Consider the following 24074-nt stretch of genomic DNA (forward strand, 5'->3'; position numbering starts at 1 on the left):
CGACGCCTAGACGGTCGTGCGGAGGGCGCCGTCGGGGCCGGCGACGAGCACGGGGGCCTTGGGGCCGAGGTCGCGGACGGCCGCGACGTCGCTTTCGGCGGGCGCGTCGGCCGCGGTGACGAGCGCGGCGGCCTCCAGGTCGTCCGCGCCGCTGGACACCGCCATCGCCACCGCGACCTGCAGCGCCGTCAGCTTCAGCGACGGCAGGTCCACGCTGGTCCCGGCGTAGGTGCGGCCCGTCTCGTCGCGGACGGCCGCGCCCTCGGCCGCGCCCGTGCGCGCCCGCGCGGACCGGGCCAACGTGATGATCTTGGTGTCCTCGGCGGAAAGCTCGCTCACGGGACAAGCCTAGACGGGCCGGGTCCGCAAGTCGCTCGCAAGTGCCCGCCAACCGCCCGGCGTGACGATTCCGGCGTCAACGGAACGCCGGAAGGATCAACATGTCGGGTCTGCTGTACCGCCTCGGGAGGGCCGCCGCGCTGCGGCCCTGGCGGTTCGTCATCGGCTGGGTGCTCGTCGTGGGGGCCGTCGCCGGGATCGCGGCGGCCGTGGGAGGCGCGACGCACGACGACTACCGGCTGTCGGGCACCGGCTCGCAGCGCGCGACGGACCTGCTGGCCGAGCGCTTCCCCGCGCTGTCGGGCGCGGACGCCCGGGTCGTCGTCCACGCGCGGACGGGCACGGTCGACGCGGCCCGCGTCGCGGCGGCGCAGAAGAGGATCGCGACGCTGCCGCACGTGTCGTCGGTGGAGGTCGCGCCGCCCGCGCCGGGCGGACGGACGCAGCTCGTGACCGTCCGCTACGACCGCAAGGTGACCGATCTGGAGCCCAAGGAGACACTGGACCGCCTCAAGGGCGCGACGGTGGACCTGCGCGCGGCCGGCGACCAGGTCGAGTTCGGCGGCCAGGTCCCCGAGAACGTGACGGCCCCGAACGGCGTCGCGGAGATCGTCGGGATCGTCGCCGCGCTGGTGATCCTGCTGCTGGCGTTCGGGTCGGTGGTCGCGGCCGGGCTGCCGCTGGTGGTGGCGCTGACCGGGCTCGGCGTCGGCGTCACCGGGATCTCGCTGCTCGCGGCCGTCACCGACATCGCGACGACCGCGCCGACGCTGGCGGTGATGACGGGCCTCGGCGTCGGCATCGACTACGCGCTGTTCATCCTGACCCGGCACCGCGAGGGCCTCGGCGCCGGGCTGGACGCGCCGGAGGCGGCGGGCCGCGCCAACGCGACGGCCGGTCTGTCGGTGCTGTTCGCCGGGTTCACCGTGCTGCTGGCGCTGTGCGGGCTCGTCCTGTCGGGCGTGCCGGTGTTCATGACGATGGGCTTCGCGACGGGCCTCGTCGTCGCCGCGACCGTCGCGAGCGCGCTCACCCTGCTGCCCGCCGTACTGGGGCTGGCGGGCCGCCGGGTGCTGCGCCGCCGCGACCGCGCCGCCGGGACGGTCACCGGCGCGGACGCCCGCTGGGTGCGCGCCTGGGCGGACCGGATCGGGCGGCGTCCGCTCGTCTGGCTGATCGCGGGCGGCGCGCTCATGCTGACGCTCGCCGCGCCCGCGCTCGGGATGCGGACGTGGCCGAGCGACGCGGGCAGCGAGCCGGAGTCCAGCACCGTCCGCAAGGCGTACGACCTCGTCGCGGCCGGGTACGGGGAGGGCGCGAACGCGCCGCTGCTCGTCGCGGTCGACCTGAACCGCACCGGCCGGACGGCCGTCGACGGGCTGGACGCGCGGCTCGCCCGCGTGCAGGGCGTCGCGTCCGTCGCGCCGCCCCGCACGTCACCGGACGGCACCGCCGCCGTCATCGTCGTCACGCCCCGGTACGGCCCGCAGGACGCCCGCATGACCGGCCTCGTGGACCGGATCCGCGCGGACGTCCTGCCGTCGGGCGCCGACGTCACCGGCCTCACCGCCGTCTACGCCGACCTCAGCCGGGTGCTGGGCGACCGGCTGTGGCCGGTGATCGGCGCGGTCGTGGCGACGTCGTTCGTCCTGCTGCTGATCGTGTTCCGGTCGCTGCTCGCGCCGCTCAAGGCCGCCGTGCTGAACCTGCTGTCGATCGGCGCGGCCTACGGCGTCCTGACGGCGGTGTTCCAGTGGGGCTGGGGCGCGAAGCTGCTCGGCCTGCCGCACGGGGTGCCGGTGTCCAGCTTCATCCTGCTGCTGATGTTCGCGGTGCTGTTCGGGGTGTCGATGGACTACGAGGTGTTCCTGCTGTCGCGCGTCCGGGAGGAGTGGAAGCGGACGGGCGACGCGCGCGGCGCCGTCCGGACCGGCCTCGCCTCCACCGGCCGCGTCATCACCAGCGCCGCGCTGATCATGGTGGCGGTGTTCCTCGGGTTCGCCGCCGACCCGTCGCTGGTGATCAAGCAGATGGGCCTCGGGCTCGCGGTGGCCGTGGCGCTGGACGCGACCGTCGTGCGGCTCGTGCTCGTCCCGGCGACGATGACGCTGTTCGGCCGCGCGAACTGGTGGCTGCCCGCGCCGCTGGCCCGCATCCTGCCGGAGTTCGACCCGCACGGCGGCCCCGCCGAGCCCGCGCCCGCCGCGCCGGAACCCTCGCCGGTGTGAGATCCCTCGCCGCACGGGACGCGGCCCGCCTCGGGCGTCGTAGGCTGGCCGCGTCATGGCGAACGTGCGCGTGCTCGGGCCCTTCGAGGCGACGGTCGGGGAGACGCGGGCCGATCTCGGCGGCCCCCGGCAGCGGTCGGTGCTGGCCCGGCTCGTCGCGGCGGGCGGGGACCTGGTCACCGCCGACCGGCTGATCGCCGATCTGTGGCCGGGGGAGGCGCCGCCGCGCGCCGCCGCCGGCCTCCAGTCGTTCGTGTCGCACCTGCGGCGGGCGCTGGAGCCGGACCGGCCGCCGCGCACGCCCGCCCGCGTCCTCGTCACCGCCCCGCCCGGCTACGCGCTGCGGCTCCCCGACGACCAGGTGGACGCGTGGCGGTTCGCCGCGCTGACCGACCGGGCCGGGACGCACCTCGCGGCGGGCGAGGGCGACGCGGCCCTGCGCGCCGCCCGCGCCGCGCTCGCCGAGTGGCGCGGCCCCGCCTACGCCGAGTTCGCCGACCTGCCCTGGGCCGCCGCCGAGGCGGCGCGGCTGGCGGAGCTGCGGCTGCTGGCCGTGGAGCGCCGGGCGGGGGCGCTGCTGGCCGTCGGGTCGGCGGCCGAGGCCGTCCCGGACCTGGAGGCGCACACCGCCGCGCACCCGCTGCGCGAGGACGCGTGGCGCCTGCTCGGCCTCGCCCTCTACCGCGCCGGACGGCAGGGCGACGCGCTCGCCGCGCTGCGCCGCGCCCGCGCCGTCCTCACCGAGGAGCTGGGCGTGGACCCCGGGCCAGCGCTGCGCGACCTGGAGCGCGACATCCTCGCGCAGTCGCCGGAGCTGGCGCCCGCCCGGCCCGCGCTGACCGTCGTCACCGAGACCGTCCGCCGGGACGCGACGTTCGTCGGCCGCGCCGCCGAACTCGACCGGCTCGCCGACGCCGCCGAGCAGGCCCGCGCGGGCCGCTGCACGCTGGTGCTCGTCGCCGGGGACGCGGGCATGGGCAAGACCGCGCTCACCGAGCGGTTCGCCGGGACGCTGACCGGCTGGACGCGGGCGTTCGGCCGCGCGCCCGAGACCGGCGGGGCGCCCGCCGCGTGGCCGTGGGCGGAGCTGCTGCGGTCGCTCGCGGCCGGCGCGCCGCCCGATGACGACCTCGCGGCCCGGCTCGCGCCGCTGCTGGACGACGTCCCGTCCGGCGGCGACGCCCAGACCGGCCGGTTCCGGCTCAACCTCGCCGTCGCCGCCTACCTCGGCGGGCTCGCCGCGCGGACGCCGCTGCTGCTCGTCCTGGACGACCTGCACTGGGCCGACGAGGAGACGCTGACGCTGCTCACCGAGCTGCCCGGACGGCTGCGGGACCGTCCCGTCCTGCTGGTCGGCGCCTACCGCGGCACCGAGATCCCCGCCCGGCTGGCGACCGCGCTCGCCGCCCTCGCCCGGCACGAGCCGCACCGGCTGGACCTCGCGGGCCTGTCGGCGGGGGAGACCGCCGAACTGCTGCGCGCCGCGTGCGCGACCCGGCTGGACGCCGCCGCGGTGACCGCCATCGCCGAGCGGACCGGCGGCAACCCGTTCTTCGCCCGCGAGACCGCCCGGCTGCTGGACGCCGAGGGCCCGGACGCCGCCGCCCGCGAGGTCCCCGCCGGGGTCGGCGACGTCCTGCGCCGCCGCATCGCCCGGCTGCCCGACGCGGCCCAGCACGTCCTGCGCGTCGCCGCCGTCGCGGGCCGGGACGCCGACCTCGACGTCCTCGCCGACGCGTGCGACGCCGACGAGGACGCGGTGATCGACACGGTCGAGGCCGGGCTCGCCGCCGGGCTCGTCACCGAACCGGGGCCGGGACGCGTCCGGTTCGCGCACGCGCTCGTCCGCGACACGCTGCTCACCGGCCTGTCCCAGGCGCGCAGGACCCGGCTGCACGGCGTGCTCGCCGCCGCGCTGGAACGCCGCCGCCCCGGCGACGCCGCCGCGCTCGCCCACCACCATCTGGCCTGGGGCGGCGACCCCGGCCGCGCCGTCCGCCACGCGCGGCTGGCCGCCGAGGCCGCCGAGGCGCGGTTCGCGCACGCCGCCGCCGCCGACCTGTGGTGCCGCGCCGCCGACCTGCCCGGCGACGTCCGCGACCGGCTCGACCTGGAGGCCGCCGCGATCCGCGCGTCCGCGCTGGCCGGCAAGGTCGAGGACGCCCGCGCCCGGCGGCAGGCCGCGCTGCCCGCCGCGCTCGCGCTCGGCGACCCGGTCGTCCTCGCCCGCGTCCTCGTCGCATTCGTCACCCCGACCCTGTGGACGACCCACGTCTACGGGACGGTCGACACCGAGATCGTCGCCGCCGTCGGCCGGGCGCTGGACGCGCTGCCCGCCGCCGAAGGCGCCCTGCGCGTCCGGCTGCTCACGGTCCTGGCGATGGAGACCGAGGGCGAGCCCGGCGACACCGGCCCGCGCGCCGCCCGCGAGGCCGTCGCGCTCGCCCGCGACCTCGGCGACCCAGAACTGCTCGCCGTCGCGCTGAACGGGCAGTACCTCAACTGCTACCAGGACGCCGCGCAGCGCGAGGACCGGTGGGAGATCGCGACCGAGCTGCGGGCGCTCGCCGCCGGGCACGGGCTGCCCGCCTACGAGAGCCTCGCGCACCTGCTGCTGCACCAGACCGCCGTCGCCCGGCTCGACCTCGCCGCCGCCGCCGAGCACGCCGCCGCGGGCCGCCGCCTGTCGCGCGAGTACGGGCTGCCGCTGCTGGAGGCGCTCGGCGGCTGGCACCGGGGCCTCGCCCACGTCGTCGCCGGACGCCTGGACGACGCCGAGCGCGAGTACGTCCGCACCGGCGAGCACACCTCCCGCAGCACCGTGTGGAACAGCGCGCGCGGGATGCAGATGGCCGCGCTGTTCGGGATCCGGCTCGTCCAGGGCCGCGTCGCCGAGACGGCCGACGCGGCGGGCTGGCTCGCCGAAGAGTGGCCGCACGTCGGCGCCGTCGCCGACATCCACGCGCTCGCCCTGCACGCGCGCGGCCGGACCGCCGACGCGCACCGCGTCGCCGCGCGGGCGGGCCGCATCCGCCACGACTACCTGCGGGACCTGTCGCTCGGGCTGCGCGGCCTGCGGGCGCTCGCGCTCGGCGACCGCGCGACGGCCGCGGCCGTCCACGCCGATCTGCTGCCCTACCGGGACCAGCTCGCGGGCGGCGCGTGCGCGGTCGTCGCGATCGGTCCCGCCGCGCAGATCCTCGGCGACCTCGCCGCGTTCCTGGACCGCCCGGACGAGGCCGCAGGTCACTACCGCGCCGCCGCGTGCGTCTCGGCGGCCGTCGGATCGGCGCGCTGGGAGCGCGACGCGGCCGAGGCGCTGCGGGCGCTCGGCGTTCCGGCGGCCTGATGGACGACGCGTCCACCGGCGTGGGCGACAATTGACAGGTGACAGCGCTGGGAGACATCACCGAGACGCCCGCCGGCTTCCGTTCCGGGTTCGCCTGCTTCGTGGGACGGCCCAATGTGGGCAAGTCGACGCTGATGAACGCCCTCGTCGGCACGAAGGTCGCGATCACCAGCAGCCGCCCGCAGACGACCCGCCGCGCGATCCGGGGCATCGTCCACCGGCCGGACGCGCAGCTCGTCGTCGTGGACACCCCCGGCCTGCACAAGCCGCGGACGCTGCTCGGCGAGCGGCTGGACAGCCTGGTGCGCTCCACGCTCACCGAGGTGGACGTCATCGGCTTCTGCGTCCCCGCCGACCAGCCCGTCGGCCCCGGCGACACGTTCATCGCCCGTGAGCTGGCCAACGTGGGCAAGACGCCGGTCGTCGCGATCGTCACCAAGACCGACCTCGTGTCCCGCGACCGCGTCGCCGAACAGCTCGTCGCCGTCGGCGGGCTCGGGACGTTCGCCGACATCGTCCCGTGCTCGGCCCGCGACGGCTTCCAGGTCGGCCTGGTCGCGGACCTGCTCATCGGCCGCCTCCCCGAGGGGATGCCGCTCTACCCCGCGGGCGACCTGACCGACGAGCCCGAGCAGGTCCTCATCGCCGAGCTGATCCGCGAGGCCGCGCTGGAGGGCGTCCGCGACGAGCTGCCGCACTCCATCGCCGTCCTGGTGGACGAGATGGAGCCGCGCGCGGGCCGCGACGACCTCGTGGACGTCTACGCGCACCTGTACGTCGAGCGGCCCAGCCAGAAGGGCATCGTCATCGGGCACCAGGGCGCGCGGCTGAAGGAGGTCGGCGCGGCGGCGCGGCGGCAGATCGAGGCGCTGCTCGGCACCCGCGTCTACCTGGACCTGCGCATCAAGGTCCTCAAGGACTGGCAGCGCGATCCGAAGCATCTGCGCCGTCTCGGCTTCGACGACTGAACCGCTCGCCGAGCGGGCGCACGGACGCGAACAGCACCAGCAGCACCGCCGCGCCGAGCGCCAGGTACCAGCCGTAGCCGAGTTCGACGGTGTAGGAGCCGAACAGCGAGTCGCGGTGGAGCAGGTCGCGGCGCGCTCGGTCCAGCCGCAGGACGAACAGCAGGCAGCCGAGCGCCGACAGGGCGCCGGGAACGGTCGCGAGCGCGCCGATCCGCGTGTCCCGGCCCGCCAGCCCCCACGCGATCATGAGGACGGCGGCGAGCGCGAGGACGGGGATGACGAGCACGGTGCCGTCCGCGTCGATGCCCGCCGCCGTGCCCGCGTCGCGGCGGATCTCGCGCCCGAAGAAGTCGACGCTGTAGGTCGCGGTCACCCACGGCAGGAACGCCGCGACGAGCATCACCGCCGCCGCGACCAGCGCGAGCACCGGCCACACGACGGACCCGCGCGGCGGACGGGCCGGTTCCGGCCGCGCCTCCCGCACGCCGGCGGGCGCGGGCCACGGGCCGTGCGGCTCCTCGGGGGGCAGGAACTCGGGCCGCTCCGGGGGCGCGAGATCACCGGTCATGGCACTCCTTGCCGGGACGGGCGGGCCGGGCGCCCGCGCGGACGAGAGGAGACGGCGGGACGGCGCGCGGCCCGGCTCTGACGTATTGTGCCCGATGCGGCACGGACGGTGAGCGCGCGACCCGCGCTCTCCGCGCGGCCGGGGCTACGCTTCGGTAGGCCGGGAACCCGCCCGGCGCGGGACCGGCAGGAGGGAACGGCCGATGGCACGCGCTCACTCCTTCACGCTTCCCCGGCGCGGTGCCCCTTGCACCCGCGCGGGCGGCCGGTGAGCGCCGCGCGCCGGACGGCGCTCGTGCGCGCGCCCGGCCCGCGCCTGGCCGACGGGCTCGTGTCCTTCGCGGCGCGGCGGCCGGTGGACGTCGGCCTCGCCCGCCGTCAGCACGACGCCTACACGGCCGCGCTGCGCGCCGCGGGCTGGACCGTGCGCGCCGTCCCGCCCGCCGACGCCTGCCCGGACGCGGTGTTCGTGGAGGACGCGCTGGTCGTGTGCGGGGACGTCGCCGTCCTCGGCCGGGCCGCCGCGCCGTCGCGCGCCGGGGAGGCGGCGGGCGCCGACCGGGCCGCGCGCGACCTCGGCCTGCGCGTCGAGCGCATCGAGCCGCCGGGCACGCTCGACGGCGGGGACGTCCTGCAGACCGACCGCGCCGTCTACGTCGGGCTGAGCACCCGCACCAACGAGGACGGCATCTGCCAGCTCGCGCGGCTGCTCGGCGGCCGTCCGGTCGTGCCCGTCCGGGTGACCGGGGCGCTGCACCTGAAGTCGGCGGTGACCGCGCTGCCGGACGGGTCCCTCATCGGCCTGCCCGACGCCGTCGACGCCACCGCCCTGCCCTACCTGCGGGTGGCGCCCGACCCGGCCGGCGCGCATCTGGTCGTCCTCGGGCCGGACCACGTCCTGCTCGCCGCCTCGGCGCCGCGCACCGCCGCCCGGCTCGCCGCCGACGGATTGCGCGTCACGACCGTCGACATCAGCGAATTCGAAGCCCTTGACGGTTGTGTCACCTGCCTTTCGGTGCTCGTTCCCTGACCCGCAGTCGCGGTGAGCCTTTCGTCATGCATTCGTAACAACGCGGTCGCGACGCGGAAATCTTTTTCCGGAGACTTGGCACAGGAAACAATCCGACCGGGACTGTTCTGTGAGGAGTCGATAGTTGCGCAAGCCATTTCTGCGCCCGTTGGCCGCAGTGCTCCTGCTGCCCGTGGCAATGCTCACGGGGTGCGGCGGGGATTCCAAGGACGGATCGTCCGGCGGCGGCGCCGGCGGCAACACCGTCAAGGTGGGGATCCTGCATTCGCTGAGCGGCACCATGTCGATCAGCGAGGTCACGGTCAAGAACTCCGAACTCATGGCCATCGACGAGATCAACGCCAAGGGCGGCGTACTCGGCAAGAAGATCCAGCCGGTGGTCGAGGACGGCGCGTCCGACTGGCCGACCTTCGCGCAGAAGGCGCAGAAGCTCATCAAGAAGGACAAGGTCGCCACGGTGTTCGGCGGCTGGACGTCCGCCAGCCGCAAGGCGATGCTCCCGGTCTTCGAGCGGAACAAGGCGCTGCTGTGGTACCCCGTCCAGTACGAGGGACTGGAGAGCAGCCCGTACATCTTCTACACCGGCGCGACCACCAACCAGCAGATCGTCCCGGCCCTGGACTATCTCAAGGAAAAGGGCAAGAAGCGGATCTACCTGGTCGGCAGCGACTATGTCTTCCCGCGCACCGCGAACAAAATCATCAAGGCGTACGCCAAGGCCAACGGAATGACGATCGTCGGTGAGGAGTACACCCCGCTCGGCCACACCGAATACAGCACGCTCGTCAACAAGATCGGCACGGCGAAGCCGGACGCGGTCTTCAACACGCTGAACGGCGACAGCAACGTCGCGTTCTTCAAGCAGTTCAAGAGCGCCGGATTCGACGCGGCCAAACTCCCGGTGATGTCGGTGAGCATCGCCGAGGAGGAGGTCAAGGGCATCGGCGTCGCCAACGTCCAGGGCCAGCTCGTCGCCTGGAACTACTACGAGACGACCCCGGGCGCGGTGAACGACGCGTTCGTGAAGGCCTTCCAGGCCAAGTACAAGGGCGCCGTCACCTCCGACCCGATGGAGGCCGGGTACAACGCCGTCCACCTGTGGGCCGCCGCCGTCCAGAAGGCCGGGACGACCGACGTCGCCGCCGTGAAGAAGGCCGCCGCCGGGATCTCGCTGGACACCCCCGAGGGCAAGGTCACGATCGACGGTGAGAACCAGCACGTCTACAAGACCGCGCGGATCGGCGTGATCCAGCCGGACGGGCTGATCAAGGAGGTCTGGTCGTCCGGCAAGCCGATCAAGCCGGACCCCTACCTCAAGACCTACCCCTGGGCGACCGGGCTGTCCTGACCGGCGCGGGCCCCCGGCGCACCCGCCGGGGGCCCGCGGCGAGGACCACCCACGGCGCGTTCGAGGAGGCGGCATGGAATCACTGCTCAACCAACTGCCGGTCGGCCTCAGCATCGGTGCGGTGCTGCTGCTGATCGCGCTCGGCCTGACGTTCACGTTCGGCCAGATGGGCGTCATCAACATGGCGCACGGCGAGTTCATCATGGCCGGCGCCTACACGGCCTACATGCTCCAGGACTGGTTCCACGGCCAGGCCGTGATCGTCGCGCTGCCGGTGGCCTTCGTGGTCGCCGGGACGCTCGGCTGGATCCTGGAGCGCGCGGCGATCCGGCACTTCTACGGACGTCCGCTCGACACCCTGCTGCTCACCTGGGGCGTCAGCCTCGTCCTGCAGCAGGCCGCGCGGGACCTGTTCGGCGCCCCGAACGTGCAGGTCACCGCGCCGTCCTGGCTGTCGGGACGGGTCGAGCTGCTCGGCGGCAACCTGCCCTACGCGCGGCTGTTCATCATGGGGCTCGCGACCGCGTGCGTCGTCGGGATCTGGGCCTACATGAACCGCTCCCGGCAGGGCCGCCGGATGCGGGCCGTCATGCAGAACCGCGAGCTGGCCGCCGTCAGCGGCGTCGCGACCGGCCGCGTGGACCAGCTCACGTTCTTCATCGGCTCGGGCCTCGCGGGCGTCGCCGGGGTCGCGCTGACGCTGATCGGCCCGGTCGGGCCGTCGCTCGGCACCTACTACATCGTGGACGCGTTCCTCGTCGTCGTCGCGGGCGGCCTCGGCCAGCTCCGCGGCGCGGTGATCGCGGCGCTCGCGCTCGGCATGCTGAACTCCTACGGCGAGTTCTGGACGGACGCGAGCCTGGCGAAGGTCATCGTCTTCGTCGTCATCGTCGGGTTCCTGCAAGTCCGTCCGCAGGGGCTGTTCGTCCTCCGCTCGCGGGCGCTGACATGAGCGCGCGGCTGCGCGGCTACGCGCTCTTCGCCGGCGTCGCGGCGCTGTTCCTCGTCGTCGCGCCGCTCGCCCTGCCCGCCTTCCGGCTGGACGAGCTGGCCAAGTACCTGTGCTTCGCCATCGCCGCGCTCGGCATCGGCCTCGCCTGGGGCCAGGGCGGGATGCTCACGCTCGGACAGGGCGTGTTCTTCGGCCTCGGCGGCTACGCGATGGGCATGTACCTCAAGCTCCACGACGCCGGCGGCGACCTGCCCGACTTCATGGTGTGGAGCGGCGTCGACAAGCTCCCGGCGCTGTGGAAGCCGTTCGGGAACCCGGTGTTCGCCCTCGCGGCCGTCGTGGTCGTGCCGGTCGTCATCGCGACGCTGCTCGGCGTCCTCGTGTTCCGCCAGCGGGTGCGCGGCGCGTACTTCGCGATCCTCACGCAGGCGCTCGCCGCCGCGTTCGTGATCCTGCTGGTCGGGCAGCAGGGCCTCACCGGCGGGACGAACGGGCTGACCAACTTCTACGACTTCTTCGGCCAGGACCCCGAGGCCGACAGCACGCAGCGGACGACGTACTTCGTCACGGCGATCGTGCTCGGCGTCCTGTACCTGCTGGCGCGGCAGCTCGTGAAGAGCCGCTTCGGACGGCTGCTCGTGGCCGTCCGCGACGGCGAGGACCGCGTGCGGTTCCTCGGCTACAACCCCGCCACGGTCAAGACGATCACGTTCGCGATCTCGGCGGGGATGGCGGGCATCGCGGGCGCGCTGTTCGTCCCGGTGGTCGGGATCATCTCGCCGTCGCTGCTGGACGTCGTGCCGTCCCTGGAGCTGGTCGTCGCCGTCGCGATCGGCGGCCGGTACACCCTGGCGGGCGCGGTGCTCGGCGCGGTGGCCATGAACTACGCCAAGACGTCGTTCAGCGAGCAGTGGGCGGACGGCTGGCTCTACCTGGAGGGCGCCCTGTTCATCGGCGTCATGACCCTGGCGCCGCGCGGCGCGGTCGGGGTGTACGAGCAGGTCAGGGACGCGATCGCCCGCCGCCGCAAGCCCGTCCCCGCTCCGCCGACCGCCTCGGAGGTGCCCGCATGAGTGCATTGCTGGAGATTCGTGGCCTGGAAGTCGTGTTCGACGGGTTCCGGGCGCTCGGCGGGGTCGACCTGACCGTCGAGCAGGGGGAGCTGCGGTTCCTCATCGGGCCGAACGGCGCGGGCAAGACCACGCTCATCGACGTGGTCACCGGGCTGACCAGGCCCGCGTCCGGAACGGTCCGGTTCGCCGGGACCGAACTCGGCGGGCTGCGCGAGCACAAGATCGTCCGGCTGGGGATCGGCCGGACGTTCCAGACCTCGGTGGTGTTCGAGGAACTGACCGTCGTGGAGAACCTCGACCTCGCCGCCGGGTTCCGCCGTCCGCTGCCGACGCTGCTGCGGCAGCGGCGCGGCGTGTCGGACACGGTCGCGGCGGCGCTCGACACGATCGGGCTCGGCGACCTCGCGGACCGTCCGGCGGGCGTCCTGTCCCACGGGCAGCGGCAGTGGCTGGAGATCGGGATGCTCATCGCCCAGAAGCCGCGCCTGCTGCTGCTGGACGAGCCCGTCGCGGGCATGAGCCGCGACGAGCGCGACCGCACCGGCGAACTGCTCACCGAGATCGCCCGCGACCACACGGTCGTCGTGGTGGAGCACGACATGGAGTTCCTGCGCCGGTACGCGTCCCAGGTGACGGTCCTGCACGAGGGGAAGGTGCTGGTCGAGGGCGACGTCGCGACCGTCCAGGCCGACCCGCGCGTCCAGGAGGTCTACCTCGGCCGCACCAAGAAGGAGGCCGCGTGACAGCGCTCTTGCAGGTCACGGGACTGGAGGCGGCGTACGGGCGGGCGCGGGTGCTGTTCGGGGTGGACGCCGAGGTCGAGGCGGGCAGCCTGCTGTGCGTCATGGGGCGCAACGGCGTCGGCAAGACCACGCTGCTCAACGCGATCATGGGCGTGCTGCCGCCGACGGGCGGACGGGTGATCTTCGACGGCGAGGACGTCACCCGGCTGCCCACCCACGAGCGCGTCCGGCGCGGCATGGGCTACGTCCCGCAGGGCCACGAGACGTTCCCGCAGCTCACCGTCGCCGAGAACCTCCAGGTCACGCTGGACGCGACCAAGCACCGCGACCGGTCGGCCATCGACGCGGCCCTGGACGTGTTCCCCCGGCTGGAGGAGTTCCTCGGCCGCCGCGCCGGGTTCCTGTCCGGCGGCCAGCAGCAGCAGCTCGCGATCGCGCGGGCGCTGGTGACGCGGCCCCGGCTGCTGATCCTGGACGAGCCGACCGAGGGCATCCAGCCGTCCATCGTCGCCGAGATCGAGGCGGCGATCGAGCGGCTGCACCAGGAGGACGGCCTCGCGGTGCTTCTGGTGGAGCAGTACCTGGAGCTGGCGCTGCGCCTCGCCGACGCCTTCGTGATCATCGAGGGCGGTGTGGTGCGGCGGGCGGGCGGTGCCGAGGACCTGCACGACGACGAGGTGAAGCGCTTGCTCGCCGTCTGAAAAGTGGCTAAGGTCACATCTGGGTCCGTCGCCGGTACGGGCGGCAGGGCCCGCCAACGTGCGAACGGCCGGGAAGAGGCGATGCCCTCCCGGCCGTTCTGTTGTGCGACGGCCCGCGGTCCCGGCGTCTCAAATTCCGGACGGCGTTACCGCGCGCCGGTCCGCGTCTGTTAGTTTTGCGGTTGTGTTGCGCGAGCTGCTCCTCCTTAGTGGCCGCAGCGGGGGTCCATAACCGGCCGGCCCCCTCGCTGCGGGACCGCAACCTGCCGTGACGTGGTCGTCGGCCGCAGGATCCGAGCAGAGGGAATTCCACCCATGTATCCGCAGCAGAAGCCGTCCGGCATGCCCTTCCAGCGCTACCGCCCGTTCACGCCGGTCGCCCTCCGGGACCGCACCTGGCCGGACGAGGTGATCACCGAGGCCCCGCGCTGGTGCGCGGTGGACCTGCGCGACGGCAACCAGGCCCTGATCGACCCGATGGATCCCCAGCGCAAGCTGCGGATGTTCGAGCTGCTGGTCCGGATGGGCTACAAGGAGATCGAGGTCGGGTTCCCGGCGGCCAGCCAGACCGACTTCGACTTCGTCCGGCAGATCATCGAGGAGGACCGGATCCCGGACGACGTGGTCGTCCAGGTCCTGACGCAGGCCCGGCCCGAGCTGATCGAGCGGACGTTCGAGGCGGTGCGCGGCGCCAAGCAGGCGATCGTCCACCTCTACAACTCGACCAGCACGCTGCAGCGGCGCGTGGTGTTCGGCCTGGACCGCGACGGCATCACCGCCATCGCCGTCGAGGGCGCCAAGCTGTGCAAGAAGCTCGCCGAGGACATGGGCGACACCGAGATCTACTTCCAGTACTCGCCGGAGTCGTTCACCGGCACCGAGCTGGAGTACGCGGTCGAGGTCTGCAACGCCGTCAACGACGTGTGGAAGCCCACGCCGGACCGCAAGGTCATCGTCAACCTGCCCGCGACCGTCGAGATGGCGACGCCGAACGTCTACGCCGACTCGATCGAGTGGATGCACCGCAACCTGGCCTACCGGGACTCGATCGTCCTGTCCCTGCACCCGCACAACGACCGGGGCACCGCCGTCGCCGCCGCCGAGCTGGGCTACATGGCCGGCGCGGACCGCATCGAGGGCTGCCTGTTCGGCAACGGCGAGCGCACCGGCAACGTCTGCCTGGTCACGCTGGGGCTGAACCTGTTCACGCAGGGCGTGGACCCGCAGATCGACTTCTCCGACATCGACGAGATCCGCCGGACGGTCGAGTACTGCAACCAGCTGCCCGTCCACGAGCGCCACCCCTACGGCGGCGACCTCGTCTACACCGCGTTCTCCGGCTCCCACCAGGACGCGATCAACAAGGGCTTCGACCACCTGCGCCGGGACGCCGACGCCGCCGGGGTGCCGGTGGAGGAGTTCGCGTGGGAGGTCCCGTACCTGCCCATCGACCCGCACGACGTGGGCCGCACCTACGAGGCGGTCATCCGCGTCAACAGCCAGTCCGGCAAGGGCGGCGTCGCGTACATCATGAAGACCGAGCACGCCCTGGAGCTGCCGCGCCGCCTCCAGATCGAGTTCTCCCGCGTCGTGCAGCAGTACACCGACGGCGAGGGCGGCGAGGTCACGCCCGAGCGGATGTGGGAGATCTTCGAGGACGAGTTCCTGGTGGGCGGCCCCCGGATCGGCCTGCTGGCGCACCGCACGACGTCCCGCGTGGACGAGAAGGACGCGCTGAGCTGCGACGTCCGCGTGGACGGCGAGATCCGCGAGATCGAGGGCGTCGGCAACGGCCCGGTGTCGGCGTTCGAGGACGCGCTCGCGGGCATCGGCGTGCGCGTCCACGTCCTGGACTACGCCGAGCACGCGATGAGCGCCGGCGGCGACGCCCGCGCCGCCGCCTACGTCGAGTGCGACGTGGACGGCACGTCGGTGTGGGGCGTCGGCATCGACGGCAACATCGTCACCGCGTCCCTGAAGGCGATCCTGTCGGCCGTCAACCGCGTGGCCCGTACCTCCTGACGCTGAACCCCGGCGCCCGGCGAGCTACGTGCTCGCCGGGCGCGACGCGTTTCAGGGGGCCAGCATCCCGCGCAGGGCGTGGTCCAGCAGGCGGTCGGCCTGCGCGGCGGACTGCGCGCGGGTCCAGGCGGCGGCGGTCGTCAGGGTGAGCACGTCGGACGACGTGACCTCGGGGCGGACGGCCCCGGCCGCGTGCGCCCGGGCGAGCAGGCGGTCGGTCAGCGCGGACATGCGGGCGCAGTCGTCGTGCAGCTCCGACGCCTCGTCGTCCAGCCCGGCCGCCAGCATCTCGGCCAGCCCGCCGTAGACGGCGGCGTGCTCGGCCACGGCCCGGATCCAGGCCGCCAGCGCGGGACCGGGCGGATCCTCGGCGAGGCGGTCGCCGCGCGCGAACAGCGCGTCGTGCCGCTCGCGCAGCAGTGCGCGGGCGAGGGCGCGGCGGTTGGGGAAGTGTCCGTAGAGCGTGCCGATGGCCACGCCGGCGCGGCGGGCGATGGGCTCCAGCGGGGCGCCGGTGCCGTGGTCGCGGAAGGCGGCGTCGGCGGCGTCCAGGAGCTTGCCGACGTTGCGGCGCGCGTCGGCGCGGCGAGCGGGCATGGGCTGTCCCTTGTTAAGTCGAGGGTCCCTCGATATGTTTCCCGAGGCACCCTCAGTTTAGCGACGGAGCATTCCCATGATCCTTGTGACCGGAGCGACCGGCTCCATCGGACGGCATCTCGTCCGGCGGCTCACGGCGGACGGCGCGCCCTTCCGGGCGCTCGTCCGCGACCCCGCGCGCGGCGCCGACCTCGGCTGCGCCCAGGTCATCGGCGACTTCGACGTCCCCGAGACGCTGCCGCCCGCCCTGGACGGCGTCGAGCAGGTGTTCCTCAACGCGGGCGGCGCCGTCCCCGCCGACGGCGAGCAGCCCATGGTCGGCCAGCAGAAGGCGCTGATCGACGCGGCCCGGCGCGCCGGCGTCCGCCGGATCGTCAAGGTGTCGGTACTGGGGGCCCGGGAGGGTGGACGGCTCGCCCAGGGCGCGCACTGGGAGATCGAAAGGCATCTGGCGGCGTCCGGCATCCCGGCGGCGGTGCTGCGGCCGGGCGGGTTCATGCAGAACTTCCGGACGGGCGAGGGCGCGTTCACCGCCGACGGCGACCTGCTCGGCGCGTACGGCGACGCCCGCGTGTCCTATGTCGACTGCCGGGACATCGCCGACTGCGCGGCGGCGCTGCTGCGCGACCCGTCCCGCACCGGCACGTTTGTCCTGACCGGCCCCGAAGCGCTCACCCACGCCGAGATCGCGGAGAAACTGAGCCGCGCGCACGGCCGGACGGTCCGCTACGTCGACCTGCCGCCGGACGAGTTCGCCGCGACCCTCACCCGCCAGGGCCTGCCCGCCGCGTTCGCCGCCGACGTGGCCGCGCTGTTCGCCGAGGTCGCCGCGGGCGCGCAGGACACGGTGACCGACACCGTCCGCGCGCTGACCGGCCGTCCGCCCCGGGACTTCGACGACTTCCTGGCCGCCTGAGCCGTCAGCGCGGACGGTTCAGCACGTGGTGGACGAGTTCCCGCAGCGGCCCGCTGAGCTGGCTCTCGCCGACCGTGGCGCTCGTGCCGTCGATGTCGATGTCGTACTGGTACTGGTCCGGGATCCGGCCGGGCGGGGACAGCGCGCCGAGGTCGACGCGGTCCACCAGCCCGGCCAGCACCGGATCACGGGCGCTGTCGGATTCGCCGTGCCGTTCGATGCCCGCGAAGCCTCCGCTCCGCACGACCCGCACCTTCACGACGCCTCCTCGCCCCCGGGGTCAAATGCGCACGCCGACCTTCGACCAGCCGTCCTTGACGGCCTTGGTCTCGGCGGCGGTGTCGCCGTAGAGACGGGCGGCCGTGGCCGAGGTGGCGCGGGCGAACGCCTTGAAGTCCGCCGTGCTCGACAGTTTCCCTCCCGTCAGGGTCTCATACCAGATCTTCCCCGCCTTCTCCCAGGCGTTGCCGCCGATGGCGGTCGCGACCAGGTAGAAGGCGTGGTTGGGGATCCCGGAGTTGATGTGGACGCCGCCGTTGTCCCGGTAGGTCTCGACATAGTGGGCCATGTCGCCGGGCTGGGGGTCCTTGCCGAGGTTCGGGTCGTCGTAGGCGGTGCCGGGCGCCTTCATCGACCGCAGCGCCTTGCCGTGGACGCCGTCGGCGAGCAGCCCCTCGCCGATGAGCCAGTCGGCCTGGTCGGCGGTCTGCTTGAGGTGCCACTGCTTGACCAGCGATCCGAACACGTCCGACAGCGACTCGTTCAGCGCGCCGGACTGCCCGTAGTACTCCAGGTTCGCGGTGTACTGGGTGACGCCGTGGGTCAGCTCGTGGGCGCTGACGTCGAGGGGGCCGGTGAAGTCCTTGAACAGGCGGCCGTCGCCGTCCCCGTAGACCATCTGGGAGCCGTCCCAGAAGGCGTTGTCGTAGTCCTTGCCGTAGTGGACGGTCGACAGGAGCTTCAGCCCGGCGCCGTCGATCGAGTTGCGCCGGTAGGCGGCCTCGTAGAAGTCGAACGTCACGCCCAGCCAGTCGTAGGCGTTGTCGGCGGACTTGTCGCCGGTCGGGGGACCGCCCTCGGTGCGGACGGTCTTGCCCGGCGTCTCCTCGCGGTGCCCGGCGTCGGCGATCGTCCGGTTCGGGACGAAGTCCTCGTTCGGAGCGGCGGCCTCGGCGGGGAACATCCGCCGTTCGGTGCGCGCGCCCGAGCTGAGGACGAGCGTGCGACGGGCGATGTCGCGCAGTTCGGGGTCGCCGGCGGAGGCGACGCGGTCCAGGATGTGCGGCGGCACGATGGTGCATCTCATGGCTCCACGTTGACACTTTCGCCTGACACCGGCCAGCGACTCGCGCTCACTCGCACGTCCTGTACCGGTCACCTAACGTGATCGTCAGCGTGTTTCGCCGGGTGTGCCCGGGATCATCCATCGGGATCAGTGCGCGAGAATGAAACCGTGACCCTGTACCGCGACGAAGGCGTCGTCCTGCGCACCCAGAAACTGGGCGAGGCCGACCGCATCGTCACGGTCCTGACGCGCCGGGGCGGACGGATCCGCGCGGCGGCCAAGGGCGTCCGCAAGACCAGGTCCAGGTTCGGGGCGCGGCTGGAGCCGTTCACCCACGTCGACCTCCAGCTCTACGAGCGGCGGTCCCTGGACCTCATCACGCAGGCCGAGACGCTGCGTCCGTACGGCGAGGGCCTCGTCACCGACTACCCGCGCTACACGGCGGGCACCGCGATGCTGGAGACGGCCGAGAAGCTGACCAGCGAGGAGGGCGAGCCCGCGCTGCGGCAGTTCCTGCTGCTCGTCGGCGGGCTGCGCACGCTGGTCGAGCGCGCGCACGACCCCCGGCTCGTCCTGGACGCGTTCCTGCTGCGGTCGCTGTCGGTGGCGGGCTGGGCGCCCGCGCTGGACGAGTGCTGCCGCTGCGGCGACCGGGGCGGCCTGCGCGGCTTCGCCATCGCGGCGGGCGGCGCGGTGTGCGCGCGGTGCCGCCAGCCGGGCGCGGCGACGCCCGCGCCGCCGACGTTCGCGCTGATGCTGGCGCTGCTGCGCGGCGACTGGGAGTACGCCGACGACAGCGAGCCGCGCCACCGCGCCGAGTGCAGCGGCCTCGTCGCCGCCTATCTTCAGTGGCATCTGGAGCACGGGATCCGCTCGCTGCGCCACGTGGAGCCGGAGGACTCCGCCGCGTCCCGGCCGGGACGCGGGACGACCGATGACGATCCGAACGACCGGGAGCCTGTGTGAGAAGGGCCGTTTCGCCGCCGTACCCGCATCCGGACGGCGCCCAGCCGCCGAAGATCCCCGCCGAGCTGGTGCCGCGCCACGTCGCCATCGTCATGGACGGCAACGGCCGCTGGGCGAAGGAGCGGGGGCTGCCGCGCACCGAGGGGCACCGGCGCGGCGAGGACGCCCTGTTCGACGTGATCATGGGCGCGATCGAGCTGGGCGTCCCGTACCTGTCGGCGTTCGCGTTCTCGACCGAGAACTGGCGGCGGTCGCCGGACGAGGTGAAGTTCCTCATGGGCTTCAACCGGGACGTCATCCGCCGCCGCCGCGACCAGCTCCACGAGGCGGGCGTGCGGGTGCGCTGGGCGGGCCGACGGCCGAAACTCTGGCGCAGCGTCATCAAGGAGCTGGAGTCCGCCGAGGAGATGACGCGCGACAACGACGTCCTCACGCTGCAGTTCTGCGTGAACTACGGCGGCCGGGCCGAGATCGTGGACGCGGCGGCGGCCATCGCGCGCGACGTCCGGGACGGCAAGCTCAACCCGGACCGCCTCAATGAAAAGATTTTCGCCCGTTATCTGGACGAGCCAGACATTCCGGATGTCGATCTCTTTCTCCGCTCGTCCGGCGAGCAGCGGATCTCCAACTTCCTGCTCTGGGAGTCGGCCTACGCCGAGATGGTCTTCCTTGACACGCTCTGGCCCGACTTCGACCGCCGCCACCTGTGGCACGCGTGCGAGATCTACGCGTCCCGCGACCGGCGCTACGGGGGAGCGGTGCCCAATCCGGTCGAGCCGTCGGCCGCGCGACCCTGACTCAACCGTTAATTCCTACTTGAATAGTTTGCTTTTCGGGCGCGCGCTGCATACGTTCGTCACATGACGTCACCGGTGCTGGACCCCGTCCGCCGGACGCGGTCCCCGCGGATCAAGCCCGTCGCCGGCCTGATCGGCGCCGAGGTCTGTCGGCTGCGCCTGGCCGGCCGGCACGACCGCGCGACCGTCGCCGTCCTGCGCGACGCGCTGCTGCGCCACCGCGTGCTGTTCTTCCGCGGCCAGGACGACCTGGACGAGGCCGGGCTGACCGCGTTCGCCGCCCTGCTCGGCACCCCGGAGACGATCGCGGACGCCGAGCCGGGCGGCACCGCGTTCCACACCGAGGAGTCGTACGCGTCCCGTCCGCCGAAGGCCGTCGTGCTGCACGCCCTGGACGTCCCCGCGCACGGCGGCGACACCGTCTGGGCCAACACCGTCGCGGCCTACGACGCGCTCCCGGCCGAACTGCGCGACGTCGCCGACCGGCTGTGGGCGCGGCACGCGCGCGGCGGACGCGAGGCCGAGCACCCGCTCGTGCGCGTCCATCCGGCGACGGGGGAGCGGTCGCTGCTGCTCGGCGGGTTCGCGCGCGCCATCGCCGGGCTCAGCGCGGAGGCCGACTCCGAGGCGCTGATCCGGCTGTTCCAGGACCAGGTCGTCCGGCTGGAGAACACCGTCCGGTGGCGGTGGGCGCCGGGGGACGTCGCGCTCGCCGACAACCGCGCCACGCAGGTCCGCGTCGTGCGGGACTTCGGCGACGCGCCCCGGCGGCTGCGCCGGATCACGCTCGCGGGGGAGACGCCGGGGCCGGTCCGCGCCCGGCCGCCGCGCCGCTGATCGGGCGGCGGGACGGCGTGGACCGCCCCGCCGCGAGGGTCAGACGAGTTCCGCGTCCAGCGTGATGGTCGTGCCCGTGAGGGCCTTGCTGACCGGGCAGTTCTCCTTGGCGCCCTGCGCCGCCGCCGCGAAGTCCTCGGCGGAGATGCCGGGGACGCTCGCCCGGACGGTCAGGACGATCCCGGTGATGCCCTCGCCCGGCTGGAACGTCACGTCGGCGCGCGTGTCCACCGACGCCGGCGGCGTGCCGGCCCCGGCGAGCGCGTGCGACAGCGCCATCGAGTAGCACGTCGAGTGCGCCGCCGCGATCAGCTCCTCCGGGCTGGTGCGGCCGGCCGGGTCCTCGGCGCGCGACGCCCACGTGACGTCGTACACGCCCAGCCCGGACGAGTCCAGTGAGACCTTCCCCTCGCCGCCCATCAGCGGCCCTTCCCAGTGCGCGTTCGCGGTGCGTGTCGTAGCCATGCTCCGATTCTCCCGCATCGCAGGTCACGAACGGCGCGCGACGCACTCCCCGCACGTCCCGAACACCTCGACGGTGTGGGTGATCTCCACGAAGCCGTGCTCGGCGCCGATCGCGTCCGCCCAGGACTCCACGGCGGGCCCGGCGACCTCGACCGTCCGGCCGCACTCGCGGCACACCAGGTGGTGGTGGTGCTCCTCACTGCGGCACGCCCGGTAGACGGCCTCGCCGTCGTCGGTGCGCAGGACGTCCACCTCGCCGGCGTCGCTGAGCGCCTGGAGCGCCCGGTAGACGGTGGTGAGGCCGATCTTGGAGCCGTCGGCCCGCAGGTCGGCGTAGATGTCCTGGGCGCTGCGGAAGCCCTCGCGGTCGGCCAGCGCCTGCCGTACCGCGTCGCGGCGGGTCGTCGTCATCCCCCCAGAACCTCCGGTTCGGCGTCCATGCTCACGTCCCGGACGTCCACGCGCCTCGCGGCGCGCGCGTCCCGTGCGGCGGCCGACGCCGTGCGGCGGCGGCGCAGGACGGTCCCCGTGCCCACCGCGGCCAGGAAGACCGCGAGGGCGAGCAGCACGATGGACGGCCCCGGCGCAAGATCGTACTCGTACGAACCCGCCAGTCCCGTCACCGCCGACAGTACACCGGCGGCCATCGCGGTCAGCATCGTGCCGAGGAAGCCCCGCGCGACCTGCTGCGCGGCGGCCACCGGCACGATCATCAGGGCGCTGACCAGCAGCAGCCCGATCGCCCGCATCGAGATCACGACCGTCACGGCGGCGGTCGCGGCGATGAGGACGCTGAGGAACCGGACCGGCAGCCCGGCGGCGCGCGCCAGGTCCTCGTCCTGGCAGAGCAGGAACAGCTCCCGGCCGAAGATTGCGAGGATCAGCAGTACGGCCGCCGACAGACCCGCGACGATGTACAGGTCGGTCGCGGTGACGCTGCTGATCGACCCGAACAGGTACGACTGGAGGCTCACCTGCCCGCCCTCGCGGCCGGTGAGGACGACGCCGCCCGCGAGGCCGCCGTAGAACAGCACGGCGAGCGCGACGTCCGCGCCGCTGCGGCTGCGGGCGCGCAGGGCCTCGATCGCGACCGCCCCGAGCACCGACACCACCAGTGCCGCGAGGACGGGCGAGGACCCGGTGACGAGGCCGAGCCCGATCCCGGTGAGCGCGATGTGGCCGATGCCGTCGCCGAGCAGCGACATCTTCCGCTGGACGACGAACGTCCCGATCACGGGCGCGGTGAGCCCGATGAGGACCGCCATCGCGAACGCGATCCGCATGAAGTCGAGCTGGAACATCTCCATCAGGCGGTCTCCTCGGCGGCGACGCGGCCGTGCTCCAGGCGGACGGTCCGGGTGACGAGCGGGGCGAGCGGGCCGAGTTCGTGCGCGACGAGCACGACCGTCCGGCCGCCCGCGACGAGCTCGGCGAGCACTTTGGCGAGGGCGGTCTGGCTGCCCGCGTCGACTCCGGCGGTGGGCTCGTCCAGGACGAACGCGTCCGGCTCCCCGGCGAGGGCGCGGGCGATGAGCACCCGCTGCTGCTGGCCGCCCGACAGTAGGTGCGCCGAGTCGCGGGCGCGGTCGGCGAGGCCGACGGCGTCGAGCGCGCGGTCGACGGCCGCGCGGTCCTCGGTCCGGTCGGCGGGGCGCCAGCGGGACCGGCGGGCCACGCGGCCCGACGCGACGACCTCGCGGACCGTCGCGGGCACCCCGCCGCCCATCGGCAGCCGCTGCGGGACGTAGCCGACGCGCCGCCAGTCGCGGAACTTCGCGGGCGGCGTGCCGTAGATCTCGGTGCGTCCGGCGGCGAGCGGCAGCAGGCCGAGCAGGGCCTTGACCAGCGTGGACTTGCCCGCGCCGTTCGGGCCGAGCAGCGCGACGACGTCCCCGGCGGCGACGCGCAGGTCCACGCCGTCCAGGACCGCGCGGCCCTCGCGCCGGACGACGCCGCCGGTCATGGCGAACGGTACGTCGTTCATGGGCACCCCAGGGCGGCGCGGAGGACGGTCAGGTTCGTGCGCATCACGGAGAGGTAATCGTCGCCGGACCCCTTCCGGATTCCCTCCAGCGGGTCCAGAACGGCCGTTCTCGCCCCGGCCGCGCGGGCGAGCGCGGCGGCGACCTTCGGGCTGGCCAGGGTCTCGGTGAAGACGGTCGTGGCGCCCGTCTCGCGGACGAGCGCGGCGAGGTCGGCCAGGCGGCGCGGCGACGGCTCGGCGGACGGGTCCACGCCCGCGACCGGCACCTGCCGCAGGCCGTAGCGGGCGGCGAGGTAGCCGAACGCGGCGTGCGCGGTGACGATCGTCGTGCGGGCGCACTTTCTCAGGCCCGCTTTGAACGCGGCGTCCAAGGCGGTGAGCTGTCCGGCGAGGGTCCTGGCACGTTCCCGGTAGGCGGCGGCGTGCGCGGGATCGGTGTTCGCGAGTCGGTCGCCGAGCGCGGTGGCGAGGACGGCCATGCGGCTCGGGTCCAGCCACAGGTGCGGGTCGGTGCCGGGGCCCTCGGTCGCGGGCAGCAGCGGGACGAGCGCGCCGGCGTCGAGCGCGCGGTGCCCGGCCTGGTGCCGGACGGCGTCGTCCACAGCGGGCTGGAGGCCATTGACGTAGACCGTGAGGCGGGCCTTCTTCACGTGGCCGATCTGCTTCGGCGTCAGTTCCAGGTCGTGCGGCTCGGCGCCGGGCCTGGTCAGGGTGCTGACCTGGACGTCCGGGCCGCCGACGCGGGAGGCGAGGAAGGCCATCGGGTAGAAGGAGGCGAGCACGTCCGCGCGTCCGCCGGTGCCGCCGTCGCCGCACGCCGTCAGCCCGGCGGCGGCCAGCGCCAGGGCGGCGGCGAGCACGGCGGGACGGGAGCGGAAGGCGGGCATTCCTCCAGTATGGACGAAGA

General features: G+C 73.9%; 24 protein-coding genes. 14 read left to right on the forward strand and 10 right to left on the reverse strand.

Annotated features, from left to right (window positions below; genetic code table 11):
* Window positions 1-6: 6 nt before the first annotated feature.
* A complete protein-coding gene (locus tag GQ466_RS06690) occupies window positions 7-339 on the reverse strand; it encodes a cytidine deaminase (RefSeq protein WP_161101837.1) in 333 nt (110 codons plus the stop codon).
* 101 nt (window positions 340-440) lie between these two features.
* Between GQ466_RS06690 and GQ466_RS06695 the strand changes: the two genes are divergently transcribed.
* Genes GQ466_RS06695 through era form a run of 3 tightly spaced genes read left to right on the forward strand, consistent with a single transcriptional unit; the run spans window position 441 to window position 6884 of the window.
* Window positions 441-2567 (forward strand): MMPL family transporter, encoded by a 2127-nt coding sequence (locus tag GQ466_RS06695; protein ID WP_161101838.1) that lies wholly within the window; start codon window positions 441-443, stop codon window positions 2565-2567.
* Between the two features lie 55 nt (window positions 2568-2622).
* Window positions 2623-5916 carry an ATP-binding protein gene (locus GQ466_RS06700; RefSeq protein WP_161101839.1) on the forward strand — a complete coding sequence of 1098 codons (3294 nt, stop codon included), beginning with the start codon at window positions 2623-2625 and terminating at the stop codon, window positions 5914-5916.
* A gap of 38 nt (window positions 5917-5954) precedes the next feature.
* Window positions 5955-6884: a GTPase Era gene (gene era / locus GQ466_RS06705; protein WP_161101840.1), complete on the forward strand. Its 930-nt coding sequence runs from the start codon at window positions 5955-5957 to the stop codon at window positions 6882-6884.
* Here era and GQ466_RS06710 read toward each other — a convergent pair.
* A complete protein-coding gene (locus tag GQ466_RS06710; RefSeq protein ID WP_161101841.1) occupies window positions 6829-7452 on the reverse strand; it encodes a hypothetical protein in 624 nt (207 codons plus the stop codon). The two genes, era and GQ466_RS06710, sit on opposite strands and share 56 nt — an antisense overlap.
* 267 nt (window positions 7453-7719) lie before the next feature.
* On the opposite strand from GQ466_RS06710, the gene ddaH reads away from it, so the two are divergent.
* The 7 genes from ddaH to leuA all read left to right on the forward strand — a co-directional run bounded on the left by ddaH (window position 7720) and on the right by leuA (window position 15320).
* Entirely contained in the window at window positions 7720-8481 is a 762-nt protein-coding gene (gene ddaH / locus GQ466_RS06715) for a dimethylargininase (protein WP_161101842.1), read from the forward strand.
* 178 nt (window positions 8482-8659) lie between these two features.
* Window positions 8660-9829 carry an urea ABC transporter substrate-binding protein gene (gene urtA / locus GQ466_RS06720; RefSeq protein ID WP_161102440.1) on the forward strand — a complete coding sequence of 390 codons (1170 nt, stop codon included), beginning with the start codon at window positions 8660-8662 and terminating at the stop codon, window positions 9827-9829.
* 73 nt (window positions 9830-9902) lie between these two features.
* Entirely contained in the window at window positions 9903-10781 is an 879-nt protein-coding gene (gene urtB, locus GQ466_RS06725) for an urea ABC transporter permease subunit UrtB (RefSeq protein ID WP_161101843.1), read from the forward strand.
* Window positions 10778-11854 (forward strand): urea ABC transporter permease subunit UrtC, encoded by a 1077-nt coding sequence (urtC, locus tag GQ466_RS06730; RefSeq protein ID WP_161101844.1) that lies wholly within the window; start codon window positions 10778-10780, stop codon window positions 11852-11854. Before urtB ends, urtC begins: the two co-directional genes overlap by 4 nt.
* Complete coding sequence (gene urtD / locus GQ466_RS06735; RefSeq protein ID WP_161101845.1) at window positions 11851-12597, forward strand: urea ABC transporter ATP-binding protein UrtD; 747 nt, start codon at window positions 11851-11853, stop codon at window positions 12595-12597. Before urtC ends, urtD begins: the two co-directional genes overlap by 4 nt.
* Window positions 12594-13298, forward strand: coding sequence for an urea ABC transporter ATP-binding subunit UrtE (gene urtE, locus GQ466_RS06740; RefSeq protein WP_161101846.1), 705 nt, complete (start codon window positions 12594-12596; stop codon window positions 13296-13298). The genes urtD and urtE overlap by 4 nt, the downstream gene beginning before the upstream one ends.
* Before the next feature lie 315 nt (window positions 13299-13613).
* A complete protein-coding gene (gene leuA, locus GQ466_RS06745) occupies window positions 13614-15320 on the forward strand; it encodes a 2-isopropylmalate synthase (RefSeq protein WP_161101847.1) in 1707 nt (568 codons plus the stop codon).
* A 51-nt stretch (window positions 15321-15371) separates the two neighbouring features.
* Here the strand turns inward: leuA and GQ466_RS06750 are convergent, their stop codons facing one another.
* Window positions 15372-15917 carry a TetR/AcrR family transcriptional regulator gene (locus tag GQ466_RS06750; RefSeq protein ID WP_161101848.1) on the reverse strand — a complete coding sequence of 182 codons (546 nt, stop codon included), beginning with the start codon at window positions 15915-15917 and terminating at the stop codon, window positions 15372-15374.
* A 76-nt stretch (window positions 15918-15993) separates the two neighbouring features.
* Here GQ466_RS06750 and GQ466_RS06755 point away from each other — a divergent pair, with 76 nt between their 5' ends.
* A complete protein-coding gene (locus tag GQ466_RS06755; RefSeq protein WP_161101849.1) occupies window positions 15994-16833 on the forward strand; it encodes an SDR family oxidoreductase in 840 nt (279 codons plus the stop codon).
* Window positions 16834-16837: 4 nt separating this feature from the next.
* Here GQ466_RS06755 and GQ466_RS06760 read toward each other — a convergent pair whose 3' ends face one another.
* Window positions 16838-17092: a protealysin inhibitor emfourin gene (locus GQ466_RS06760; protein WP_235828414.1), complete on the reverse strand. Its 255-nt coding sequence runs from the start codon at window positions 17090-17092 to the stop codon at window positions 16838-16840.
* A gap of 21 nt (window positions 17093-17113) precedes the next feature.
* Complete coding sequence (locus tag GQ466_RS06765) at window positions 17114-18139, reverse strand: M4 family metallopeptidase (protein WP_161101850.1); 1026 nt, start codon at window positions 18137-18139, stop codon at window positions 17114-17116.
* Between the two features lie 147 nt (window positions 18140-18286).
* On the opposite strand from GQ466_RS06765, the gene recO reads away from it, so the two are divergent.
* From recO to GQ466_RS06780, 3 genes are all read left to right on the forward strand, one after another.
* On the forward strand, window positions 18287-19084 hold the full coding sequence (recO, locus tag GQ466_RS06770; protein ID WP_161101851.1) for a DNA repair protein RecO: 798 nt from the start codon (window positions 18287-18289) through the stop codon (window positions 19082-19084).
* Complete coding sequence (locus GQ466_RS06775; RefSeq protein WP_161101852.1) at window positions 19081-19881, forward strand: isoprenyl transferase; 801 nt, start codon at window positions 19081-19083, stop codon at window positions 19879-19881. The genes recO and GQ466_RS06775 overlap by 4 nt, the downstream gene beginning before the upstream one ends.
* 63 nt (window positions 19882-19944) lie before the next feature.
* Window positions 19945-20718 carry a TauD/TfdA dioxygenase family protein gene (locus GQ466_RS06780; protein ID WP_161101853.1) on the forward strand — a complete coding sequence of 258 codons (774 nt, stop codon included), beginning with the start codon at window positions 19945-19947 and terminating at the stop codon, window positions 20716-20718.
* Window positions 20719-20757: 39 nt separating this feature from the next.
* Here the strand turns inward: GQ466_RS06780 and GQ466_RS06785 are convergent, their stop codons facing one another.
* Genes GQ466_RS06785 through GQ466_RS06805 form a run of 5 tightly spaced genes read right to left on the reverse strand, consistent with a single transcriptional unit; the run spans window position 20758 to window position 24054 of the window.
* Window positions 20758-21183, reverse strand: a complete 426-nt coding sequence (locus tag GQ466_RS06785; protein ID WP_161101854.1) for an OsmC family protein — start codon at window positions 21181-21183, stop codon at window positions 20758-20760.
* Between the two features lie 24 nt (window positions 21184-21207).
* Window positions 21208-21594, reverse strand: a complete 387-nt coding sequence (locus GQ466_RS06790) for a Fur family transcriptional regulator (RefSeq protein WP_103563449.1) — start codon at window positions 21592-21594, stop codon at window positions 21208-21210.
* Window positions 21591-22493: a metal ABC transporter permease gene (locus tag GQ466_RS06795; RefSeq protein ID WP_161102441.1), complete on the reverse strand. Its 903-nt coding sequence runs from the start codon at window positions 22491-22493 to the stop codon at window positions 21591-21593. Before GQ466_RS06795 ends, GQ466_RS06790 begins: the two co-directional genes overlap by 4 nt.
* Complete coding sequence (locus tag GQ466_RS06800) at window positions 22490-23167, reverse strand: metal ABC transporter ATP-binding protein (protein ID WP_161101855.1); 678 nt, start codon at window positions 23165-23167, stop codon at window positions 22490-22492. The genes GQ466_RS06795 and GQ466_RS06800 overlap by 4 nt, the downstream gene beginning before the upstream one ends.
* Entirely contained in the window at window positions 23164-24054 is an 891-nt protein-coding gene (locus GQ466_RS06805; protein ID WP_161101856.1) for a metal ABC transporter substrate-binding protein, read from the reverse strand. The genes GQ466_RS06800 and GQ466_RS06805 overlap by 4 nt, the downstream gene beginning before the upstream one ends.
* Between the last annotated feature and the right edge of the window lie 20 nt (window positions 24055-24074).

The sequence above is a fragment of the Actinomadura rayongensis genome, assembly GCF_009831215.1.
Taxonomy (GTDB): domain Bacteria; phylum Actinomycetota; class Actinomycetes; order Streptosporangiales; family Streptosporangiaceae; genus Spirillospora; species Spirillospora rayongensis.